The 17,122-nt window shown below is 72.6% G+C and carries 12 protein-coding genes and 1 pseudogene; 9 read left to right on the forward strand and 4 right to left on the reverse strand.

From position 1 onward, the window contains the following. The first annotated feature begins 2 nt into the window (after window positions 1-2). The 7 genes from BLS95_RS35270 (at window position 3) to BLS95_RS35300 (ending at window position 8,392) form a co-directional block, all read left to right on the forward strand. Window positions 3-1,904, forward strand: a complete 1,902-nt coding sequence (locus BLS95_RS35270; RefSeq protein WP_090941681.1) for a putative baseplate assembly protein — start codon at window positions 3-5, stop codon at window positions 1,902-1,904. Continuing rightward, on the forward strand, window positions 1,895-2,374 hold the full coding sequence (locus tag BLS95_RS35275; protein ID WP_090941683.1) for a hypothetical protein: 480 nt from the start codon (window positions 1,895-1,897) through the stop codon (window positions 2,372-2,374). The genes BLS95_RS35270 and BLS95_RS35275 overlap by 10 nt, the downstream gene beginning before the upstream one ends. Before the next feature lie 2 nt (window positions 2,375-2,376). Continuing rightward, window positions 2,377-3,321 carry a hypothetical protein gene (locus BLS95_RS35280; protein WP_090941685.1) on the forward strand — a complete coding sequence of 315 codons (945 nt, stop codon included), beginning with the start codon at window positions 2,377-2,379 and terminating at the stop codon, window positions 3,319-3,321. Then, on the forward strand, window positions 3,321-5,162 hold the full coding sequence (locus BLS95_RS35285) for a hypothetical protein (RefSeq protein ID WP_090941687.1): 1,842 nt from the start codon (window positions 3,321-3,323) through the stop codon (window positions 5,160-5,162). Before BLS95_RS35280 ends, BLS95_RS35285 begins: the two co-directional genes overlap by 1 nt. Next, a complete protein-coding gene (locus tag BLS95_RS35290) occupies window positions 5,162-5,878 on the forward strand; it encodes a hypothetical protein (RefSeq protein WP_090941689.1) in 717 nt (238 codons plus the stop codon). Before BLS95_RS35285 ends, BLS95_RS35290 begins: the two co-directional genes overlap by 1 nt. A gap of 11 nt (window positions 5,879-5,889) precedes the next feature. Then, complete coding sequence (locus BLS95_RS35295) at window positions 5,890-6,849, forward strand: hypothetical protein (protein WP_090941691.1); 960 nt, start codon at window positions 5,890-5,892, stop codon at window positions 6,847-6,849. A 121-nt stretch (window positions 6,850-6,970) separates the two neighbouring features. Further along, window positions 6,971-8,392, forward strand: a complete 1,422-nt coding sequence (locus tag BLS95_RS35300; protein ID WP_090941693.1) for an alkaline phosphatase PhoX — start codon at window positions 6,971-6,973, stop codon at window positions 8,390-8,392. A 156-nt stretch (window positions 8,393-8,548) separates the two neighbouring features. Here the strand turns inward: BLS95_RS35300 and BLS95_RS35305 are convergent. From BLS95_RS35305 to BLS95_RS35320, 4 genes and pseudogenes are all read right to left on the reverse strand, one after another. Beyond that, a pseudogene (locus BLS95_RS35305) lies at window positions 8,549-10,486 on the reverse strand (dipeptide ABC transporter ATP-binding protein); the annotation flags it as partial. A gap of 14 nt (window positions 10,487-10,500) precedes the next feature. After that, the gene (locus BLS95_RS35310; protein ID WP_090941697.1) at window positions 10,501-11,385 is read right to left on the reverse strand and encodes an ABC transporter permease; all 885 of its coding nucleotides are present in this window, start codon (window positions 11,383-11,385) and stop codon (window positions 10,501-10,503) included. After that, window positions 11,382-12,341 (reverse strand): ABC transporter permease, encoded by a 960-nt coding sequence (locus BLS95_RS35315; RefSeq protein WP_090941699.1) that lies wholly within the window; start codon window positions 12,339-12,341, stop codon window positions 11,382-11,384. Before BLS95_RS35315 ends, BLS95_RS35310 begins: the two co-directional genes overlap by 4 nt. 3 nt (window positions 12,342-12,344) lie before the next feature. Further along, window positions 12,345-14,078: a peptide ABC transporter substrate-binding protein gene (locus BLS95_RS35320; protein ID WP_090941702.1), complete on the reverse strand. Its 1,734-nt coding sequence runs from the start codon at window positions 14,076-14,078 to the stop codon at window positions 12,345-12,347. A 205-nt stretch (window positions 14,079-14,283) separates the two neighbouring features. Between BLS95_RS35320 and BLS95_RS35325 the strand changes: the two genes are divergently transcribed. Together BLS95_RS35325 and BLS95_RS35330 are read left to right on the forward strand one after the other, a co-directional pair. Next, window positions 14,284-15,420, forward strand: a complete 1,137-nt coding sequence (locus tag BLS95_RS35325) for an ROK family transcriptional regulator (protein WP_090941704.1) — start codon at window positions 14,284-14,286, stop codon at window positions 15,418-15,420. Window positions 15,421-15,431: 11 nt separating this feature from the next. Beyond that, complete coding sequence (locus BLS95_RS35330) at window positions 15,432-16,874, forward strand: M81 family metallopeptidase (protein WP_218136136.1); 1,443 nt, start codon at window positions 15,432-15,434, stop codon at window positions 16,872-16,874. Window positions 16,875-17,122: the final 248 nt, after the last annotated feature.

Genomic DNA, 17,122 nt, shown 5'->3' on the forward strand with positions numbered 1-17,122 from the left:
CCGTGCCCTTCCCGCTGCCCCGTCTGGACGATCGGCGCTGGCGTGACCTGGTCGACGAGGCACGCTCGCTCATCCCGTACCGGGCGCCCGGGTGGACCGACCACAACGTGTCCGATCCGGGAATCACGCTGGCCGAGCTGTTCGCCTGGGTGGCCGAGATGGACCTGTTCCAGCTCGACCAGATCTCCGACCGGCTGCGGCAGACCATGCTCTCCCTGGTCGGCCTGCGGCGCCGGCCCGCGGTACCCGCCACGGTCACCCTCGCGCTGTCGGGGGACGGGGTCGTGGTCCCGGCCACCACCGAGCTGGCAGGGCCGCACGGGCTGCTCTTCCGCACGCTCGAACCGGTCCTGGCGACCGGGGTGCGGCTCACCTCGGTCGAGGCGGCCGGCGGGAAGGTGACCACGGGCTCCCCGTTCACCCCGTTCACCCGGCCGGGCGAGGCCCTGGTGCTGGGCTTCAGCGAGCCGTTGCCACCCGGTACGGCTCTCGCGATCACGGCCGAGGGCACCGAGGTCGTCACCCGGTGGGAGGGACACCTGCGGGGCCGCTGGCGGTCGCTGGAGGTCGAGGACGGCACCCTCGGGCTCAGCAGGAGCGGCTCGGTGCGTTTTCGCACCCCCGGCGCCGCGCTCATCAGGTGCGCCTATGTCGGCGGCGATCTCGACGCGCCGCCGGTCGTGCGTGAGCTGGCCGTCAACGGCGTACGCGCCGAGCAGGCCACCCCGATCGGCACGCTGACCTGGCCGATCGCCCCCGGCGCGGTGATCACGGGCACCGTGCGGCCCGGCACGACCATCCACGCGGAGATCCGGCTGGACGGCTCCGGCGCGATCACTCACCTGGAGACCGGCCGGCCGGGCACCCCTGGGCTGTTCGTCCTGGACCGCTCCCCCGCCCACCTCACCGTCGAGGCGTGCCTGCTCGGGAGGGGAGACGACGCTCCGGGGCAGCGGCACCGGCTGCCCGCCGCCCCGGTGGCCGCCGAGATCTGGACGCTGGAGCCGGGCTGGCGGCGCTGGCGGCTGCGCGACGACCTCGGAGGCTCGGGGCCCGCCGACGCGCATGCCGTCCTCGACCCGCTGACCGGCCTGCTGAGCTTCGGCGACGGCGAGCGCGGCCGGGTGCCGCCCAGGGGAGCGCCGATCGTCGCCCTGGCCCGCCGCACCGGCGGTGCCGCCGGCAACCGGGCCGAGGAGTTCGCCCTGGCGGACACGCCGCACAACCGGGCGCTGGGCGTGACCGGCGTGCGGGTCGCTCACGTGTCGCCCGCCGCCGGGGGCGCGGATGCGGAGAGTGTGGCCGACACGTGGGGCCGGGCGGAAGGGCTGCTCGATCGGGCGACCCGGGCGATCACCCTCGCGGACTGCGAGGAGCTCGCCGCCGCCACCCCCGGAGTGCGGCTGGCCAGGGTGACGGCACTGGCCGGAGTGCATCCCGCGCTCCCCGGCGTGCCCGCGCCCGGGGTGATCACCGTCGTGCTGGTGCCGTACCTGCCCGCGGGCCGTCCGGTGCCGAGCCCCAGGCTGTTGCGCGCGGTGGCACGTCACCTGTGCCGGCACCGGCCGCTCGGCTCGCGGTTCGAGCTCACCGGTCCCGTCTACACGGAGGTGTCGGTACGCGCGCGGCTGCGCGTCATCCCCGCGGCAGACCCCGCCGCCGTACGGCAGGACGTGCTGCGCGCGCTGGACGCCTGGCTCGACCCGCTCACCTGGCCGCTGGGCCGGGACGTCCACCGGACCGAGGCGCTGGCCGTGCTGGACCAGGTGCCGGGGGTGGACCGGGTGTCCGGCGTCGAACTGCTGGCCGGCGGCGAACCGGCGTGCGGCGACCTCCGCGTCGGCCCGCTCGGGCTGGTCACCGCGGGCGAGCACACGATCGAGGTGGAGCGGGCATGCGACTAGAACGACTGCGTCACCGGTCCGGGCAACTCCTGCGCGCCCGTGACCTGCGTGACCAACTGGCCTACCAGGAACGGCTGCGCGCCCTGCACGAGCGGATCCCCCACCCGGCCGCCGTGGACAACCCCCACGTCGCCAGTGGCAGCACCCCGGGTGACGGCACCCCGTGGCGGCCCTGGGCGGGCCCACGGGCCGCGTACGGCGTCGAGGTGGCGATCGACGCCGGCGCGCACGGTTTCACCGACACGCCCTGCTACTTCGGCTGGCTCGCCACCGGTGGGCGGTCGCGGGTGCCGGTCCTGGTGCCGTACGTCGAGGACGTCAGCGCGGCCGGGTTCGTGTTCCGGCTGGCCATGCGGGGCCTGGGCGGCGACACCGGGCCGGTGGAGCTCGTGGGCATCGCGCTGGCGGAGCGGTGGTCGGTCTGCTGGATCGCCGTCAGCCGGCCGGTCGACCTCCTGGAAGGGGAATGAGCATGGACACCCGTTACACCGAACGGCTGCGCTTCTTCGACGGCCAGCAACTGTACGCCGAGGACCTGGACGGCCTGGAGGCGGTCAACCGCGAGCTGCGCTGGCTGCACAACCGGAGCCTGCACCAGCCGGGCATCGGCGCCGGGCTGGCCGTGCACGGGCCGGCCGGTGCGAGCGCGGTCCTGGTGCAGGCCGGGTACGCGCTGGACGCGAACGGCCGCGAGATCGTGCTGACCGAGACCGAGCGACTGCCGGTGCCGCCGGTGGCGGGCGAGGGTTGCGGCGGGCCCGCGTTCTTCGACCTCACGGTGTCGTACCCGGCCGATGAGGAGCTGGAGGAGGCGGAGACACGGCAGGGAGCGTGCGCGCCCCGCGGGATCGTACGGCTGCGGGAGCGGCCGGCGTTCACCTGGGTGCGGCTAAAGCACGACGTCTCGGGCACGTTGCGGCCGGTCGACCCGCGTCACCGGGTGGACATCGAGGCGGGCCTGATGATCATCCTGGCCCGCTCGCAGGTGCGTGAGTGCGTGCTCGCGGCGGACGTCTCGCTCGCCCAGCGCAGGACCTCCAGGGTCGCCGACCGGCCGCGCATCCGCTGTGACACCTCCTACGCCGAGTGGACGTGGTGGAGCGTCCCCGTCGGGGACCAGCCGCCGGTCCAGGGGGTGGAGGCGACCATCGACACCGAGGCGGCCGGCTTCGCCCAGGTGCCCTGCTACTCGGCCAGGGTGGCGGGAAAGCGGCCCCTGACCGTCCCGTACGAAGGCGACGGCACGGTGACCGTGTTCGACGGTCCTGCCCACGTCGAGGAGCCGTCGAGCACCTCGTTCCGGTGCCGGGTGCCGCTGCTCAGCCCCGGCCACGAGGTCGGCGGCGCGGCCCTCGCGGCGATCCTGACCGCCGTACGCGCCGAGTGGGCGGTCACCTGGTTCGGGATCGAGAGCTGATGACCCATCGCTACCTGAACGGCGAAGGCCGCTGGCTCGGCTTCCAGCGGTCCGGCCTGCGGCTCGGCGCGGACGGCTCGTTGCGGCTGCACCCCCTGCCCCTCGGCGCCGTCGCCGACGACGGCCGCGCGGCGCCGACCGGCGTCCTGGGGGTCGTCGCGGTGCCGGGCGGCGCCGTCTACTTCACCGACGGGCACCGCCTGTACGTCGTCCCGGACTGCCGGCGCGACGCCGCCGCCTGCTTCGGCGGCCTGTGCGAACCCCGCGGGCTCGCCTATCATCCTGCCCGCCGGGCGCTGCTGGTCGCCGACACCGGGGACGACCGGGTGCTCGTCCTCGACGCCAGGACGCTGCGCCCGCAGCAGAGCTGGACCGGGTTGCCCGAGCCGCGTTCGCTGGCCGTCGACGACACGGGCACGGTGTACGTCGCCTGTCGTGACGCGGTCCACGTCATCGACCGGTGGGGCAACCGGGCTCCCGGCCTGCCGTACGCCGAGGAGGTGGCCGCCGCCGGCGGGCGCGTCTTCCTGCTGGCCGGCGGGACGGTGACCGTCCTTCCCGAGGGGCGGGCCTGGCCGACCGGGCTGGCCCGGCCGGGGGGGCTGGCCGTCCGCGGCGACTACGTCTACCTGGGCGACAACGACCGCCGCGAGCTGGCCGTGTTCCTCGCGGACGGCGAGCGGGCCGGGCGGGCACGCGGCTTCGCCGGGCCGGTCGCGGCCGTCGGAATCGACGGGGACGAGCTGCTGGTTCACCGGGGAGGCACACAGGTCCCGGTACGGCTCGCGGCCGAGGGCGCGTACGGCGAGCACGGCGTGGTGTGGGGCGGGCCGATCGCCAACCCCAGCCCGCACCGCGATCCGCTGCACCTGGTGCGGGCCCGGATCTCCGGCTCCCACTTCCGCCTCTACCTCAGTTCGGCGGAACCCGCCGGTGCTCCGCCCGACGACCCGGCCTGGCGACCGGCGGCGCCCGACGCCCCGCACACCACGATCGCCGGCAGGCCGCTCGACCGGCTCTGGATCGGCGTGCGCCTCACCGGTGACGGATTGAGCACTCCCGTGCTCTCCCAGCTCAGGGTGGACTTCGATCACCGTACGTACCTGGAGCGGCTGCCCCGGGTCTACCAGCGCGACCCGGCCTCGCGCGAGTTCCTCCGCCGGTTCCTGGCGCTGTTCCAGAGCGGCTTCGACGAGCTGCGCGACCGGATCACCGACCTGCCCGACCGGCTGGACCCGCGGACCGCCGAACCGGGCGAGCTGGCCGCCCGGCTCGGCCTGCGCCTTCCGCCGCGGCACGGTCGGCACGCGCTCGCCGGCGCCCTGGCCACCCACGCCCGCCGCGGCACCGCCGCCGGCCTTCGTGCGGCCATTCATGCGGAGACCGGGGCGCGGGCCGTCATCGCCGAGCCGCTCCAGCACACGCACGTGTGGATGCTCGGCGAGCAGCCGCTCGGGCTGGGGACGATGGTGCCGGTCGGCGAGCCGGGCGGCGCGGTGCTCGGCGCGGGCGTCACGCTGGACGCCTCCTTCCTCGACCCCTCACCCGGCACCGCCCTGTTCGAGAGCGTCGCGCACCGCTTCGCCGTGCGGATCTACCGGGGCGACGCGCGGCCGGCGGCGGTCCGGCAGGTGGTGGAGCGCGAGAGCCCCGCGCACACCGCCTTCCACGTCTGCGTCATCGAACCGCGCATGCGGCTCGGCGTGCAGTCCGTGCTCGGCGTGGACAGCGTCGTGGCCGAGCCCGCCCCCTCGGGGTCCGGCGTGCTGGCGCTGGCCGGCCCGCCGGTGCCGCGGCTGGGCGCCACCACCGTACTCGGACCGATCGGAAAGGAAGCGTGATGTCAGACCACCTGCGGGCCCCGACCAGGAACAACTACTTCTACGGCCAGCTGATGACCGTGGAGACCTTCACCACGGAGACCGACTACTTCCTGCGGCAGGAGCGCACCTTCAACCGGCTGGCCCTGGGCCACGGCGTGGTGTGCGGGCTGGACGTGCACCTGGCCGACGCGGGGCGGGCGGTCGTCGTGACCCCCGGCCTGGCCGTGGACCGGTGGGGCCGGCGGGTCGTGGTGCCCCGCGCGTCCGCCAGGATCCCCATCCCGGACGACGTGCTCGAGGAGGCCGTGGAGCACGGCCGGGACTGCCGCCAGGACGCGTGCGTCCAGGTGCTGCTCGACTACCAGGAATGCGTCGCCGACCCGATGCCGGTGCACGCGGGCGACTGCGACGACCCGCCGCCCTGCATGCCGGGCACCCTGCGGGAGGGCTACGCCGTCTCCTTCCGCGCCGAGTGCCCGCCCACCAGGCGTCCCTCGCCCGGCGGGCGGCTCGTCCGCGGCGGCAGGGTCGACTACGCGGAGCTGGCCCGGCTGGTGACCCGCGACTGTCCCGCCCCGGCCGCGGACCCGCGCATCGTGCTGGCCGCGCTCCAGATCGAGGACTGCCCGCCGCACGCCGAGGGCGATCCGGACATCACGGTACGGCCGGTCTCTCCGACGAACCAGGTGCTCATGCGGCTGCTCCTGGCGCTGCTCGAATCCACCCACGACTGATGAGGGCGACCATGCACGACACGTACGAACGGCCGCGGTTCTTCCCCCGCCAGCTCGTCACCCACACCGAGCTCAACCAGGCGGGCGACTACGCCCTGGCCAGGCTGCGCCGGCACAACCGCATGATGCACGGCTGGGGGGTGGTGTACGGGGCTCTCGTGTGCGCCGCCGACGAGCCGTGGCGGCTCCGGATCACCCCCGGTTACCTGCTCGATCCGGCGGGCAACGAGCTGTGCGTGCCCAAGGAGCAGGTGGTGGACCTGCGATCCGACGGGGTGACGGTCATGGCCGACGACCCGTTCGGGCCGTGCGGCGAGCCGGTGGGCCGCGGGCAGCCGGGCAAGGTGTGGGTGGCGCTGCGCTACGTGGAGGAGCCGCGCCGGCCGGTCCGCACGCCCACCTCCGGATGCGGCTGCGACGAGGCGGCCTGCGAGTACTCGCGCGTGGGCGACGGCTACGCAGTGGCCTTCCTCCCCGAGTGCCCGCCCTCGCACGCCGGCTCGCCGCCCACGCCCGACCAGTTCCTGAACGGCGTGCCCGCGCCCTGCCCGCCGCCGGTGACCGACCCGTGGGTGGTGCTGGCGATGGTCGAGGTGGACGCCAAGGGCGAGATCGTCACCATCGACAACTGCTCCTGCCGCCGGATCGTGACCACGCTGGCGCCGTTCTGGCAGCGGTGCACGCCGCAGCCCGCCGCCATCGGCCAGGTGTCCGTCAACCCCGCCGAGCCGATCCCGCCGGGGGCCACCGGGGTGAAGCTGGTCGTCGAGGGGACCGGCTTCGACCCGGCGGCCCGGGTCGATCTCGGGCTGGGTGTGCGGGTCACGCGGGTGGAGGTGACCACGGGTGGCACGACCCTGCTGGTGACGGCGCACGTTCTGCACAGCGCCGCTCCCGGGGACCGGACGCTCACGATCACCAATCCGGACGGCTCGACCAGCACCCGCCCGGAGGTCATCACGATCGCGTGAATCTTCCGTCTTGTCGTACTGATCCGTTCATCGCACTGTTGGGTAGCGGCCTCGCGGAATACACCCCGCGGGCCGCGTACGACTTCACGGTCGAACCGTACGCAGCGTGTTGGGAGGATTCATGGACGACATCCAGCCCACCGAAACCACATCAGCCGTCGGCCGGCGTGCCATGCTGGCGGGGACGGCCGCCCTGGCCGGAGCCGCGGCGCTCGCGCCCCTCGACGCACTCGCGGCCCGCTCGGCGCGGGCCGACTCGGACGAACGGCAGGCCCGACGGCCGTTCAGCCCCGATTACGGCCCGCTCTTACCGGTGCGCGACCACACGACCGGCCTGCCCCTGCTCCTGCTCCCGCGCGGGTTCGAGTACATCAGCCACGGCTGGACCGGCGACCCGATGAGCGACGGCGTGGCCACCCCGGCTCTGCACGACGGCATGGCCGCCTTCCGCGTCAAGGACGACCGGCATCGCGGCCGCCGGCGTGACCTGGTCCGGCTCGTACGCAACCACGAAGTGGGGGGCTTCTCCGGCAGGTTCACCGACCCGGCGTACGACCCGGACGCCGGCGGCGGCACCACCACGATCACGTTCGACCTGGACGACGGGAAGTTCGTGGAGAGCCACGCCAGCCTGTCCGGCACCGTACGCAACTGCGCCGGCGGGCCCACCCCTTGGGGCAGCTGGCTGACGTGCGAGGAGACGCTGGACGTCAATCCCGTCAGCGGCACGCGGCACGGCTACATCTTCGAGGTCCCGAACGACGGCGAGGGCGATCCCCGCCCGCTCAAGGCGATGGGGCGCTTCGAGCACGAGGCCATCGCCGTCGACCCGGCGACCGGCTACGTGTACGAGACCGAGGACGCCGGGGCCGCCGGCCTGTTCCGGTTCCTGCCGCGCCGCCGGGGCGACCTGAGCAGGGGCGGCGTGCTGCAGATGCTCAAGATCGGCGACGCCACGTACGACACCTCGGCCGATCCCGCCGGTACGGTCTACCGGGACACCTCATGGGTGACCATCGACGAGCCCGACCCGGCGCCCGGCGCCCCGACCCCCACCCAGCAGGGCGTCGCCAAGGGCGGAGCGACCTTCTCCCGCCTCGAAGGCGCCTGGTACGGCAACGGCCTGATCTACATCGTGTCGACCAGCGGCGGGCCGAGCCGTTTGGGCCAGATCATGGAGTACGACCCGCGCCGGGGCAGGCTGCGCATCCTGTTCGCCTCGCCCGGCCAGGACGTGCTGAGCAACCCCGACAACATCGGTGTCAGCCCGCGCGGCGGAATCGTCGTGTGCGAGGACGGCAGCGGCGTGCAGTACATGCACGGCCTGACCACCCGCGGCCAGGTCTTCCCGTTCGCCGCCAACAACGTCGTCATCCCCGACGGGGTGCAGGGCAAGCCGGGGATCCCGCCCGGCGACTACTCGACGCGGGAGTGGGCCGGCTCGACGTTCGAACCCGAGCGCGGCCAGTGGCTCTTCGCCAACATCCAGACCCCCGGCATCACGTTCGCCATCACCGGTCCGTGGCGTAACGGCTCTCTGTGAGAACGCGCCGGGCGGCGGGCCGGGTCCTGGCCCGCCGCCCGGACGGATGACGGGGACGGTGGGCGGTCAGCTCGCGGGGGGCTCCTCGCGCAGCGGGAAGTGGCAGGCGACCTGGTGCGTCGCGCCCTGCAGCAGCGGCTCGGTGGCGCAGATGTCCTGTGCCAGCGGGCAGCGGGTGCGGAAACGGCAGCCGGTCGGCGGGTTGAGCGCGCTCGGCAGCTCGCCGCGGATGGTCGTGTCCGGGCTGGGCGCGTGGCCGGGGTCGGGCGTGGGCACGGCGTCGAGCAGCGCCTGGGTGTAGGGGTGGCGCGGGGCGCGGACCACCTGGTGAGCGGGGCCCACCTCCACCAGCTTGCCGAGGTACATCACGCCGATGCGGTCGGCCATGTAGTCGACCACGGACAGGTCGTGGCTGATGAACACGTACGACAGGCCGAGGTCGCGCTGCAGGTCGCGCATGAGGTTGAGCACCTGCGCCTGGACCGACACGTCCAGCGCGCTGACCGGCTCGTCGGCCACGATCAGCCGCGGCGACAGCGCCAGCGAACGGGCCAGCCCGATGCGCTGCAGCTGCCCGCCGGAGAACTCGTGCGGGTAGCGCTCCAGCGCCCGGCGCGGCAGGCCGACCTGGTCGAGCAGCTCGCTCACCCGGGCACGGCGGGCGCCGGCGTCGCCCACCTGCTGGATCTCCAGCGGCTCGGTGAGGATGGAGTCGATGCGCATGCGCGGGTTCATGGCCGCGTAGCTGTCCTGGAACATCAGCTGCACCTGCCGGTGCATGCGGTGGCGGGCGCCCCGGTCCAGGGTGGCGAGGTCGGCGCCGTCCAGCACGATCCGGCCGCCGGTGGGGGCTTCGAGGCCGGCCACGATGCGGCCGACGGTGGACTTGCCGCAGCCGGACTCGCCCACGATCCCGAGCGTCTCGCCGGGCCCGACCTCGAAGGACACACCGGCTACCGCACTGACCCGGCCGGCGGTCCGGCGGACCCCCGTGCCGCCGGCGTCGTACTCCTTGACCAGGTCCCGCACGGTCAGGAGCGGGTCGGAGACCTCGGACGCGGTCCTGACCGACGGCGAGGCCGCCGCGATCGTGACCGGTCCGGTGACCGGGTGCAGGCAGGCGAACTCGTGCCCGGTGCCCGACCCGTCCGGGGTGAGGCCGACGTCGGTGGTACGGCACTCGTCGGTGGCGAACTGGCAGCGGGGCGCGAAGCGGCAGCCGGTCAGCGGCCGGGACAGGTCCGGCGGCAGGCCGGGGATGCTGTAGAGGCGGCCGGCCCCGTCGGAGTCGGGCTGGGCCGACTCGGGCAGGGCGCGCATGAGCGCCTCGGTGTAGCGGTGACGCGGCGAGCGGAACAGCTCGGCGGTGGTGGCGGTCTCCACCACGCGCCCGGCGTACATGACGGCGACCCGGTCGGCGCGGCCGGCGATCACCCCGAGGTCGTGGGTGACCAGGATGACCGCCATCCTGAACTCCTCGCGCAGGTCGTCGATGAGCTCAAGGATCTGGCGCTGGGTGGTGACGTCCAGCGCCGTGGTCGGCTCGTCGGCGATGAGCAGGCGCGGGGAGCGGATGAGCGCCATGGCGATGACCACACGCTGGCGCATGCCGCCGGACAGCTGGTGCGGGTAGTCGTCGACGATCTTGTCCGGCCGGGGCATGCCGACCCGGCGCAGGATCTCGATGGCCCGCTCGCGCGCCTCGGCCTTGCTGACGCCCTGGTGGACGCGCAGGGGCTCGGCGACCTGGGCGCCGATGCGCAGGGTGGGGTTCAGCGAGGTGAGCGGGTCCTGGAAGACCATGCCCATCTCGACGCCGCGCACCCTGCGCAGCTCCTTGTCCTCCAGCCCGCGCAGGTCGCGGCCGTCGAAGAGGATCTCCCCGCCGACGACGTGGCCGCCGGTCGGCAGCAGTCCCATGATCGACAGTACGGTCATGGTCTTGCCGCTGCCCGACTCGCCCACGATGCCGAGCGTCTCGCCCTGGCCGACCTGCAGGTTGACCTGGTCGAGCGCGTGGACGGTGCCGCGCCGCAGCGCGATGTCGGTGCTGAGGTCACGCAGCCGCAACAGCGGCTGGTTGGCTGCCTCCATGTACGAAACTCCCGCTAACGCCGCCGGAGGCGGACCTCGAAGACGTCCCTCAGCCCGTCGCCGATGAAGTTGAAGGCGAGGACGATGAGGATGATGGCGATTCCCGGCGGATACAGCAGCCACCAGTGGCCGCTGAAGGTGTCGGACAGGCCGTCGGACAGCATGCCGCCCCAGTTGGCCGCGGGTGGCGGCACTCCCAGGCCGAGGAAGGACAGGTAGGCCACGTAGAGGATCGCGTCGGCGACCTGGAAGGTGGCGTTGACGATCACCGTGCCGATGGCGTTCGGGATGATGTGCCGGCGCACCGCGCGCCCGCCGGTGCCGCCCATGCCGCGCATCGCCATGACGTACTCGCGGGTGCGCAGCGTGAGCGCCTCGCCGCGGACCAGGCGCGCGGGGCCGAGCCAGGCGAAGGCGCCGATGATCAGGATGAGCATCGGCACCGTGGGCGTGACGATCGAGGCCATGAGCATGAACAGGAACAGGGCGGGGATCGACATCATCGCGTCGACCACCCGCATCATGACCGCGTCGAGCCAGCCCCCGGCGAACCCGGCGATGGCGCCCCAGACGGTGCCCACGACCGTGGCCAGCAGGCCCGCGGCCAGGCCGACCACGATGGAGGTCTGGCCGCCCAGCATCAGGCGGCCGAGCTGGTCGTAGCCCACGCCGTCGGTGCCGAGCGGATGCCCCTCCGTGCCGGGGAGCAGGAAGACCTTGGCCAGGTCGGTGTGCACCTGGTCGGTCCGGTAGACGAGCGGCCCGAGGAAGGAGAAGATCGCCAGTACGACGAACAGGCCCACGCCCACCAGGGCGAGCCGGTTCTCGACGAAGACCTCCAGCCCCTGGCGCCACATCCCGCGGACGGGCGCCTCCTCCTCGTGCGGAACGGCGGTCATGCGCGACCTGCCCTGAGCCGCACCCGCGGGTCCACCGCGGCGTAGAGGACGTCGGCGATCAGCGCCCCGACCACGGTGGCCACCGAGATCAGCAGCGTGACGCCGAGCAGGATCGGATAGTCCCGCTTGAGCGCCGCCTGCCAGAACAGCAGCCCCATGCCCGGGTAGTTGAACAGCCGCTCGACCACGAGGGCGCCGCTGAACAGCGCGGGCAGGTACATGCCGAGCAGGGTGATGACCGGGAACAGCCCGTTGCGCAGCGTGTGCCCGACGATCACCCGGCTCTCCGACAGGCCCTTGCTGCGGGCCGTGCGGACGTAGTTCTCGTTCAGGTTGTCGACCATGGAGGAGCGGATGTAGCGGGAGTAGACCGCGACGGTGAGGATGGCCAGCGTGACCACGGGCAGCACCAGCCCGGCCGGATCGGCCAGCACCTCCGCCAGGGTGAAGCCCTGCGGGGCCTCGGGCGGCAGCACCGGCCACACCTGGGAGAACAGAATGATCATCATGAGACCCATGAAGAAGATCGGCGTGGCGTACGCCAGCAACGACAGCCCGTTGATGGTGTAGTCGGGCCAGCGGTTACGGCGTACGGCCTGCACGACGCCCAGCGGGACGGCCACCACGACCGCGAGCACGGTCGAGGCCACCGACAACAGCATGGTCTTGGGCAGCCGCTGGCTGATGGCCTCGGTGACCGACTGGTTGAGCTGGAAGGAGTAACCCAGGTCGCCCCCGACCAGCCGCCGCAGGTACAGCGCGTACTGTTCCCACAGCGGCCGGTCGTACCCCATCTGGTGGTCGAAGGCGGCGATCTGCTGCATCGTCGCCTCCTTGCCCAGGATGGCCCGCGCCGCGCCTCCCGGTAGCAGGTGCAGGATCACGAACGTGATCAGCGTCACCAGGATCACGATGACCAGGGCCTGACCCAGGCGCGTGAGGAGGTACCGGGTCAAGGGTCAGCTCTTCCAGGACCAGTCTTGGAAGTACATCAGGTTCATCGGGTCCTGCGGCTCGACGCCCTGCAGACCCGCCTTGTAGGCCGAGATCTGGTAGACCGGGTTCGGCATCCAGAGCACCGGCAGGTCCTTGGCCAGGAAGTCGTTGTACTCCTGGAGGGCGCTGGCGTCCGCGGAGAACTGCGCCTTCTCGATGAGCTTGTCGGCCTCGGGGTTGCTGTAGCTGCCGAGGTTGACGGGGGCGTCGGTCTGGAACAGGCGCTCGCCGGAGGCGAAGGCCGGGTAGTACCAGCTGCCCTGGGAGCCGAAGAAGGACATGTCCCAGTCGCACTTGGACTCGTCCGGCTTGCAGGCCGGGGTGACCGCGACGGAGTCGGGCACTTCCTTGATGGTCAGCTGCACGCCGAGCTTGGCCATCTGCGACTTGATCTCGGCGAACATCTTGGTGGTGGCCGCGAAGCCCGACTGGCTGGTCACGGTGAAGTTCAGCGGGGTGCCCTTGGCGATGCCCTCACCGCAGCGGGCGGGGTCCTCGCAGGTGGTCTGCCCGTCCGGGGTCACCTTCCAGCCGTTGCTCTCCAGCAGCTGCTGGGCCTTGGCCGGGTCGAAGGGGTAGACGCAGCCCTGGCCGCCGGGCGAGCCCGGCTTGGGCGGCACCGGGCCGCAGGTGGGCTGGGCCATGCCGGACCAGATGACCTTGCTGATGGTGGGCTGGTCGATGAGCATCTGCAGCGCCTGGCGCAGGTACGGCTGCTTGAACAGCACGCCGGTCTTGGGGTTGTTGAAGTTGAGCTGCAGGTACGTGATCGACCATCCGTACCAGGGGGAGACGTCGTAGCCCTTGGACTCCAGGTAGGACTGCTGCGACAGGTTGGCCGGCGGGATGTAGCCGTAGTCGATCTGGCCGGCGCGCAGCACGTTGAACTCGGCGTCGTCACCGGTGAACGGGCGCAGCACGACCTTGTTCAGCTTGGGCTTGTCGGTGCCCGAGTAGGTGTCCTGCTTGGCCAGGACCACCTCGCCGCTGGGCACGTAGCTCTGCAGCTTCCACGGGCCGCTGTTGGTCTTCCACAGCGGGTTGGTCGCGTAGGACTTGGGGTCCTTGGAGGCGGCGGTGAGCTCTTCGAAGGTCGTCTTCGGATCGCCCTTGTCCCAGGCGTGCTGGGGCAGCGGCACGATGCGGTTGAGCTGGTTGGCCACGAACCAGGCCGCGTTGTAGGCCTGCTTGGTGGTGATGGAGAAGGTCTTGTCGTCCTTGACCTTGAAGCTGGCGATGTTGTCCGGGAAGCCGCCGGGCTTGTACGAGGCCCACTGGTCCTTGTTGGCGGAGACGAGGTCCCACCAGAACTTGACGTCCTTCGTGGTGATCGGCTTGCCGTCGTTCCAGGTGTTGTCCTTGAGCGTGATGGTCAGCGTCTTGCCGCCGTCGCTGACCTCGGGCGGTGCCGCCAGGGAGCGGTCGGGGTCGACGTTGTCGGGGCTGGAGCCGTCGAGCTTGAAGGAGTACAGCTTCCGGTACAAGGCGGTGGCGAAGATGTCGTTCTCGCCCTGGGTGAAGCCGGGGGCCGAGATCGGCAGGATCCAGTTGGGCGTGCGCAGAGCCACGGTCACGGTGTCCTGACCCTGTGAGCCGCTCTGCTGCTGCTGCGAGCTGCTTCCGGCACCCGCGCTGCAGGCGGTCAGGCCGAGCCCGAGGGCCACCACGCCGCTCAGGATGCGGATTCTCGTCCCCATGATTCTCCTCGTCGAGACGTGGATGTGCCCCTCCGGGGCCGTTCAGCCGGTGAATGTATAGAGGATTAAGTGTTAAGTCAATACGAAAAATCTACTTTTGTCAGCCTACTTATTTCGGGATAGAGTCCGCCGCTGAGGCCATCTTTCGGTGATCGACTTCGTACTCGATGATGGGCTTCTGCCGTGTCCGTCAGGGAGGAGAGGCATGTCGGACCCCGCTAGTCTGCGCGAGCAGGTGCTGAGCCTGCTGGCCAGCGGCAAGGCCACCTCCCGCGCGGATTTGGTGGAGGCCCTGCAGGTGGCTCCGTCGACGGTCTCCAGCGTGGTGCGCCGCCTGCTGGAGGAGGGCGCGATCCTGGAGGAGGGCACGGGCGCCTCCACCGGGGGGCGCCGGCCCAGGATCCTGCGGCTGCGCGAGGACGGCGGTGTGTTCGCCGTGGCCGAGCTGGGGGCCCGGCATGCCCGCGTGGGGCTCTGCGTACCCTCCGGAGTGCTGCTGGCGGCCGAGGAGATCGCCGTCGATATAGGAGCAGGGCCCGAGGCCATCTTCGACGAGATCACCGGGGCCTTCAGGGACGTCCGGGCCGCCCACGCGCCCGGCCAGCGGCTGCTGGCCGTCGGCATGGCCCTGCCTGGGCCGGTGGATTTCCCGAACGGCCGGCTCGTCGGCCCGGCCAGGATGCCGGGCTGGAGCGGATACGACGTCCAGAGCGACCTGAGTGAGCGCTTCCAGGTGACCGCGGTCGTGGACAACGACGCCAAGGCCGCCGCGATCGGCGAGCACGCCACCCGCCGCGAGGCCGGCGACATGATCTACGTCAAGGCCGGCACCGGCATCGGCGGCTGCCTGATCACCGGCGCCCAGGTCCACCGCGGCGGGCGCGGGCTGAGCGGCGACGTCACCCACGTACGGGTGGCCGACAGCGGCGAGCGCGAATGCTCCTGCGGCAGCCGCGGCTGCGTGGAGACCGTCGCCAGCGGCTCCGCGCTCGCCCGCGAGCTGGCCGGGCGCGGCCTTCCCGTGTCCGGCACACGCGAGGTCGTCGCCGCCACCCTCGACGCCGACCCGGTCGTGGTCACCCTGGTACGCCAGGCCGGCCGCCAGCTGGGCGTGGCCCTGTCGGGCCTGGTCAACTTCCTCAACCCGGACAGCGTCGTCATCGGCGGCGCGCTGTCGAGCCTGGACGTCTACGTGGCGGCCGTCAGAGGCATGCTCTACGAGCGCTGCCTGCCGCCGCTGACCCAGTCGTTGTCCATCGAGGCGAGCATCGCCGGCCCGGACGCGGCCCTGATCGGGCTGGGCCACCTGCTCCGCGAAACAGCCGACATCCGTCCTTCCTAGAAAGCACCACAGTGTCCCTGCGTATCGCCATCTGCGGCATCCACATCGAGTCCAGCACCTTCTCACCGCATCTGAGCGGCACCGCCGACTTCGAGGTCACCCGCGGCCAGGCCCTGCTCGACAGGTACGGCTGGCTCGGCGAGCCGTGGGCGGCCGAGGTGGAGTGGGTGCCGCTCGTGCACGCCCGTGCCCTGCCGGGGGGAGCGGTCGAGCCCGCCGCGTACGACGCCTGGCGGGCCGAGATCGTCCAGGGCCTGGGTGAGGGCCTGTTCGACGGCGTGCTGCTGGACTTCCACGGCGCGATGAGCGTCGTGGGCCGCCAGGACGCCGAGGGCGACCTCATCACCGCCATCCGCTCGGTGATCGGCGCGGAGCCGCTGGTCTCGGCGGCGATGGACCTGCACGGCAACGTCTCCCCCACCCTGTTCGACGGCTGCGACCTGCTGACCTGCTACCGCACGGCACCCCACGTGGACGTCTGGGAGACCCGCGAGCGCGCCGCGCACAACCTCGTGGACGCCCTCGCGCGCTCGCGGGCGGAGGGCGCCGACCGGCCGCACAAGGCGCTGGTCCACGTGCCGATCCTGCTGCCCGGCGAGATGACCAGCACCCGTCTCGAACCCGCCCGCGGCCTCTACGCCCGCATCCCCGAGATCGAGGCCAGGCCCGGCGTGATCGACGCGGCCGTCTGGATCGGCTTCGCCTGGGCCGACGAGCCGCGCTGCATGGGAGCGGTCGTGGCCACCGGCACCGACGCCGAGGCCACCGACCAGGCGGCCCGCGAGCTGGCGCGGGCGTTCTGGGACGCGCGCGACGAGTTCACCTTCGTCGCGCCCACGGGGTCCATGGACGAGTGCCTGGACGCGGCGCTGAAGCAGGGCTCGGCCCGGCCGTACTTCATCAGCGACTCGGGCGACAACCCGGGCGCGGGCGGGGCCGACGACGTCACCTACGCCCTGGAGCGGATGCTGGCCAGGCCCGAGATCCGCGACGGCTCGGCCCGCGCCGTCTACGCCTCCCTGTTCGACCCCGAGGCCGTGGCGCGCATCGGGCACCTGCCGATCGGGTCGCCGGTCAGCGTGCGTGCCGGTGGCCGCGTCGACGGCCGGCCGCCGGGGCCGCTGCTGCTGGAGGGCACGCTGGAGGCGCTGGCCGACGACCCCGACGGCGGGCGGGTGGCCAGTGTGCGCGTCGGCGGGCTGAGCGTGTTCCTGACCTCGCGGCGGATGCAGTACCGGCTGCTGGAGTCGTACCGGCGGTTGGGGGTGGACGTCGCCGGGGCCGACGTGGTCACGGTCAAGATCGGTTACCTGGAGCCCGAGCTGTACGAGGCGGCGGCCGACTGGATGCTGGCGCTCACGCCGGGGGGCGTGGACCAGGACCTGCACCGGCTGCCGTACCGGAACCTGCGGCGGCCGATCTTCCCGCTGGACCGCGACGCCACGCTCGCCTGACGCGTCCTAGGCCGCCGGGTCCGTCGCGCGGGCGGCCGGTCGAGCATCAGATCCTGTACGGTGCTCGGCACCGCCGGGCCCTCGCCCCCGAGCAGCTCGGTCACCAGCAGCGGGTTACCGCCGGTCAGCCGGTAGACCATCGCCGGGTCCCGCCCCGCCCGGCCCGCCTGCTCCGCCACGCAGCCGTGCGACAGCGGGCGCAGCCGTACGCGCCGGACGAGGGCGCTCGGCAGGGCGGCCAGCGCGCC

The sequence above is a fragment of the Nonomuraea jiangxiensis genome, assembly GCF_900099965.1.
GTDB lineage: Bacteria > Actinomycetota > Actinomycetes > Streptosporangiales > Streptosporangiaceae > Nonomuraea > Nonomuraea jiangxiensis.